Origin of the sequence: Paracoccus sp. PAMC 22219 (genome assembly GCF_000787695.1) — a bacterium.
In the GTDB taxonomy this organism is placed as follows: Bacteria; Pseudomonadota; Alphaproteobacteria; order Rhodobacterales; family Rhodobacteraceae; genus Paracoccus.
Window position 1 is genome coordinate 1 of record NZ_BBPH01000254.1, and the last position, 3,623, is coordinate 3,623.

The window sequence follows — 3,623 nt, forward strand, 5'->3', positions numbered from 1 at the left end:
CGCGCAGGCGGTGCAGATGGGCGATGAAATAGCGGGTATGGGCGCTGTCCACGGTACGCTGCGCCTCGGATTTCCAGGCGGCGAAGGCGCTGTCGTAATCGGGGAAGATGCCGACCATGTGGATCTGCGAGGGGTCGCGGAACTTGGTGCTGGACGGGTCGACCAGCTCTCCTCCGAAGACAAGATGCAGACGTTGGGACATGGTACCTCCAAGGGGATGTGCAGGGGATCGGAACGGCCGCGACCCTAGCGCGCGACCGCCCCGGATTGAAGCGCAAACGCGTAAAACTGGACGCGTTCGGCCTTTGCCAGCCGCCCCCGCACGCCCCTATGATGGACAGGAGGGCAGAAGCCCGGAACCATCGCGGGGACGGGGGTGTGCCCGCATCGCGGCCGCGGCCCGGCGCCTGGCAGGCCGGTCGCGCGCCGCAACCGAAACCCTCAGCCCTGATCGCCCGCCAGTTCCAGGATTACGGCCCATTCGGCGTCGCTGACCGGCTGAACCGACAGGCGCGAATTGTTGACCAGCACCATCTCGCGCAGGCGGGGTTCGGCCTTGGCCTCGTCCAGGCTGATCGCGCGGGGCAGCTTGCGCACCGCGCGGATGTCCACGCATTCCCATTTCGGGTCGGGGGACGTGGTGTCGGGATGGGCCAGGGCGATCACCTCGACGATGCCCACGGCCTCCTTGCCGATGTTGGAGTGATAGAACAGGCCCAGCTCTCCGACCTGCATGGCGCGCATGTTGTTGCGGGCCTGATAGTTGCGCACCCCGTCCCATTGTTCACCCGCGCGGCCCTTGGCGACCAGGTCGTCCCAGCCAAAGACGTCGGGTTCGGACTTGAACAGCCAATGCGCCATCAGCCGATGACCTTGTTCCAGGCGATCACGTCGACGGATGCGAACAGCCCCGCCGCCTTGTAGGGGTCGCCCGCGGCCCAGGCCTGCGCGGCGGCCAGGTCGTTGGTGTCCAGCACGACCAGCGATCCGCACATCTGCCCGTCCTCCATCAGGGGGCCGGCCATCGCCACGATGCCGCTGTCGCGGATATGGGCCAGATGGGCGTCGCGGGTGTCCAGGCGGACTTGCAGCGCACCGGGCTTGTCCCGGCAGATCACGGCGAACAGGGGCATCATTCCTCCTTCAGGGGTCGGCTCAGCAGATGGTCCATGGCCTTTTCCACCGAAACGCGCCCCTCGGCAAGGCGGGCGACCATCGCGGCGATGGGCAGGTCCAGCCCGTCGCGCGCCGCCATCAGCGCCAGCGCGCGGGCGGTGGCGGCGCCTTCGACCGTGGTGGCGCTGTCCCACGCGGCCCCCGACCCGATCGCGCAGCCAAAGCGGAAGTTCCGCGACCCCGCCGACGTGCAGGTCAGCGTCAGGTCGCCCAGGCCCGACAGCCCGGTCAGCGTTTCCGGCCGCGCGCCCAGATGGATGGCCAGCCGCGTCATCTCGGCAAAGCCGCGGGTGATGATCGCGGCGCGCGCGCTGTCGCCCAGGCCCGCGCCGATCACCGTGCCCGCCGCGATGGCGATCACGTTCTTCAGCGCGCCGCCCAGTTCGGCCCCGATCACGTCGGTCGTTCGGTACAGGCGCAGCACCGGCGTCGACAGGCGGTCCTGCAGCGCCTGTGCCGCCGCCCCGTCCGCACAGGCCAGCGTCAGCGCCGTAGGCAGCCCGCGGGCGATGTCGGCGGCGAAGGACGGCCCGGTCAGCACTGCGACCACCGCATCGGGCGCCGCCTGCGCGATCAGCGCCGACGGTCCGGTCAGATGCTGCAGGTCGATCCCCTTGGCGGTGCTGACCAGCGCCTTGCCCGCCAGCCGCGGACCGTGTTCGGCCAGAAACGCGCCCAGGGCCTGCGCGGGCAGCGCCAGCAGGATCGTGTCGCAGGCCAGCGCTGTGTCCAGATCCGGGGTCACGGTCACCGCGTCCGGCATGGTCACGCCGGGCAGGCGCGGGTTCTCTCCCTGCCAGTCGATGCGCCGGCCCCACAGGGTCACCGGCCCGTTGGCGGTCAGCGCGACCGCCAGTGCGGTGCCGAAGGCGCCTGCGCCCAGAATGCCGATCATGCCTTGGCCCCCCGCTTGCCGCTGCCCAGCATCGGTGCGGCGCCCTGATCCAGCGGCCAGCGCGGGCGCGCCGACAGCGTCATGTCGTCGCGGTGGCCCATGCGGAACCGCTCGATCCCAGCCCATGCGATCATCGCGCCGTTGTCGGTGCACAGCCGCAGGGGCGGGGCCAGGAACCGCGCGCCTGCGCGTGCCGCGACGTCCTGCAACGCCGCGCGGATAGGCCCGTTGGCGGCCACGCCCCCGGCCACGGCCAGCACCAGCACCGGCGACAGCGCCAGCGCGCGGCGCGATTTCTCGGCCAGGACGTCGGCGACGGCCGCCTGGAACGCCGCGCACAGGTCGCGCCGGTCGGCGGCGCGCAAGCCCCCCTGATCGGCGATCAGCGTGTCGCGGGCGCGCAGCACCGCGGTCTTCAGCCCCGAAAAGCTCATGTCGCAGCCGGGGCGGTCCAGCAGCGGGCGGGGCAGGGGGATGCGGTCAGGGTTGCCGCCCGCGGCTTCGGTTTCCACATGCGGGCCGCCGGGCTGGGGCAGGGCCAGCAGCTTGGCGACCTTGTCAAAGGCCTCTCCGGGGGCGTCGTCGATGGTGCCGCCAAGGCGCGTGAAGGCGTCCGGCCCGTCCACGCGCAGGAACTGGCAATGCCCGCCCGACACCAGCAGCATCACATAGGGATAGTCGATCCCGTCGGTCAGCCGCGGCGTCAGCGCGTGCCCCGCCAGGTGGTTCACGCCCACCAGCGGCAGCCCGGTGCCCGCGGCGATGCCCTTGGCGCACATGACGCCCGCCATGACGCCACCGATCAGCCCCGGCCCGGCGGTGACCGCGATGCCCGTCAGCGCATCAAGGCCCAGCCCCGCCTCGCGCAGCGCCTGTTCGACGACCAGGTCCAGCCGCTCGGCATGGGCGCGGGCGGCGATTTCGGGCACCACGCCGCCGAAATCGGCATGCAGGTCGGCCTGCGCGCTGACCACGCTGGACAGGATGCGCCGGTCGCCGGTGACCACGGCGGCGGCGGTGTCGTCGCAGCTGCTCTCGATGCCCAGAAAGATCGTCTCGGTCATGGCTCTTGCCCGGATGAGGGGGGACGCGTACCCACAGGGGCGTAACACCCGCCCGACAGGATGCCAATGCCGCCCGCGCCCCGCCCGATCCTGCTGATGACCCGCCCCGGCGACGATTCGGACCGCACCGCCGCGCGGATCGGGGCGGATGTCATCGTGGCGCCCATCCTGCGGATCGTGCCGGTGGACCATGACGGGACGGCGCTGGCGCGCGCGCCGGGGCTGGTCTTCACCTCGGCCCATGCGGTGGCGGCGGCGGGGCCGGGACAGGGGCGCCCCGCGATCTGCGTGGGCGACCGCACCGCCCAGGTGGCGCGCGACGCGGGGTTCGCGGTGACCCGGGGCGCGGGCACCGCCGACAGCCTGGTGCCGCTGATCGCGGCCAGTCCGGTGGCACTGGTCCACCCGCACGGGCGGCATTTGGCACAGCGGTTGGCCGTGCCGGGTGTGGTCGTCTATGACCAGCCGCCCCAGCCCTGACGGCGCGG

General features: G+C 72.0%; 6 protein-coding genes. 1 reads left to right on the forward strand and 5 read right to left on the reverse strand.

Annotation, left to right across the window (positions count from 1 at the left end):
* The 5 genes from TY51_RS19760 to tsaD form a co-directional block, all read right to left on the reverse strand.
* A partial coding sequence (locus tag TY51_RS19760) for a DUF4170 domain-containing protein (protein ID WP_042253036.1) occupies positions 1 to 202 on the reverse strand: 202 nt, incomplete at its 3' end.
* Positions 203 to 441: 239 nt separating this feature from the next.
* The gene (locus tag TY51_RS19765) at positions 442 to 861 is read right to left on the reverse strand and encodes an EVE domain-containing protein (RefSeq protein WP_042253039.1); all 420 of its coding nucleotides are present in this window, start codon (positions 859 to 861) and stop codon (positions 442 to 444) included.
* Positions 861 to 1,133: a YciI family protein gene (locus TY51_RS19770; protein WP_042253041.1), complete on the reverse strand. Its 273-nt coding sequence runs from the start codon at positions 1,131 to 1,133 to the stop codon at positions 861 to 863. The genes TY51_RS19765 and TY51_RS19770 overlap by 1 nt, the downstream gene beginning before the upstream one ends.
* Positions 1,133 to 2,071, reverse strand: a complete 939-nt coding sequence (locus TY51_RS19775; RefSeq protein ID WP_042253042.1) for an NAD(P)H-dependent glycerol-3-phosphate dehydrogenase — start codon at positions 2,069 to 2,071, stop codon at positions 1,133 to 1,135. Before TY51_RS19775 ends, TY51_RS19770 begins: the two co-directional genes overlap by 1 nt.
* Complete coding sequence (gene tsaD, locus TY51_RS19780) at positions 2,068 to 3,135, reverse strand: tRNA (adenosine(37)-N6)-threonylcarbamoyltransferase complex transferase subunit TsaD (protein WP_042253044.1); 1,068 nt, start codon at positions 3,133 to 3,135, stop codon at positions 2,068 to 2,070. Before tsaD ends, TY51_RS19775 begins: the two co-directional genes overlap by 4 nt.
* A gap of 66 nt (positions 3,136 to 3,201) precedes the next feature.
* Between tsaD and TY51_RS19785 the strand changes: the two genes are divergently transcribed.
* Positions 3,202 to 3,615, forward strand: coding sequence for a uroporphyrinogen-III synthase (locus TY51_RS19785; RefSeq protein ID WP_052650508.1), 414 nt, complete (start codon positions 3,202 to 3,204; stop codon positions 3,613 to 3,615).
* Positions 3,616 to 3,623 lie beyond the last annotated feature (8 nt).

Coding starts and splice junctions, on each gene's coding strand:
- TY51_RS19765 (WP_042253039.1), bottom strand. CDS start 861: ATGGCGCATTGGCTGTTCAAGTCCGAACCCGACGTCTTTGGCTGGGAC.
- TY51_RS19770 (WP_042253041.1), bottom strand. CDS start 1,133: ATGCCCCTGTTCGCCGTGATCTGCCGGGACAAGCCCGGTGCGCTGCAA.
- TY51_RS19775 (WP_042253042.1), bottom strand. CDS start 2,071: ATGATCGGCATTCTGGGCGCAGGCGCCTTCGGCACCGCACTGGCGGTC.
- tsaD (WP_042253044.1), bottom strand. CDS start 3,135: ATGACCGAGACGATCTTTCTGGGCATCGAGAGCAGCTGCGACGACACC.
- TY51_RS19785 (WP_052650508.1), top strand. CDS start 3,202: ATGCCGCCCGCGCCCCGCCCGATCCTGCTGATGACCCGCCCCGGCGAC.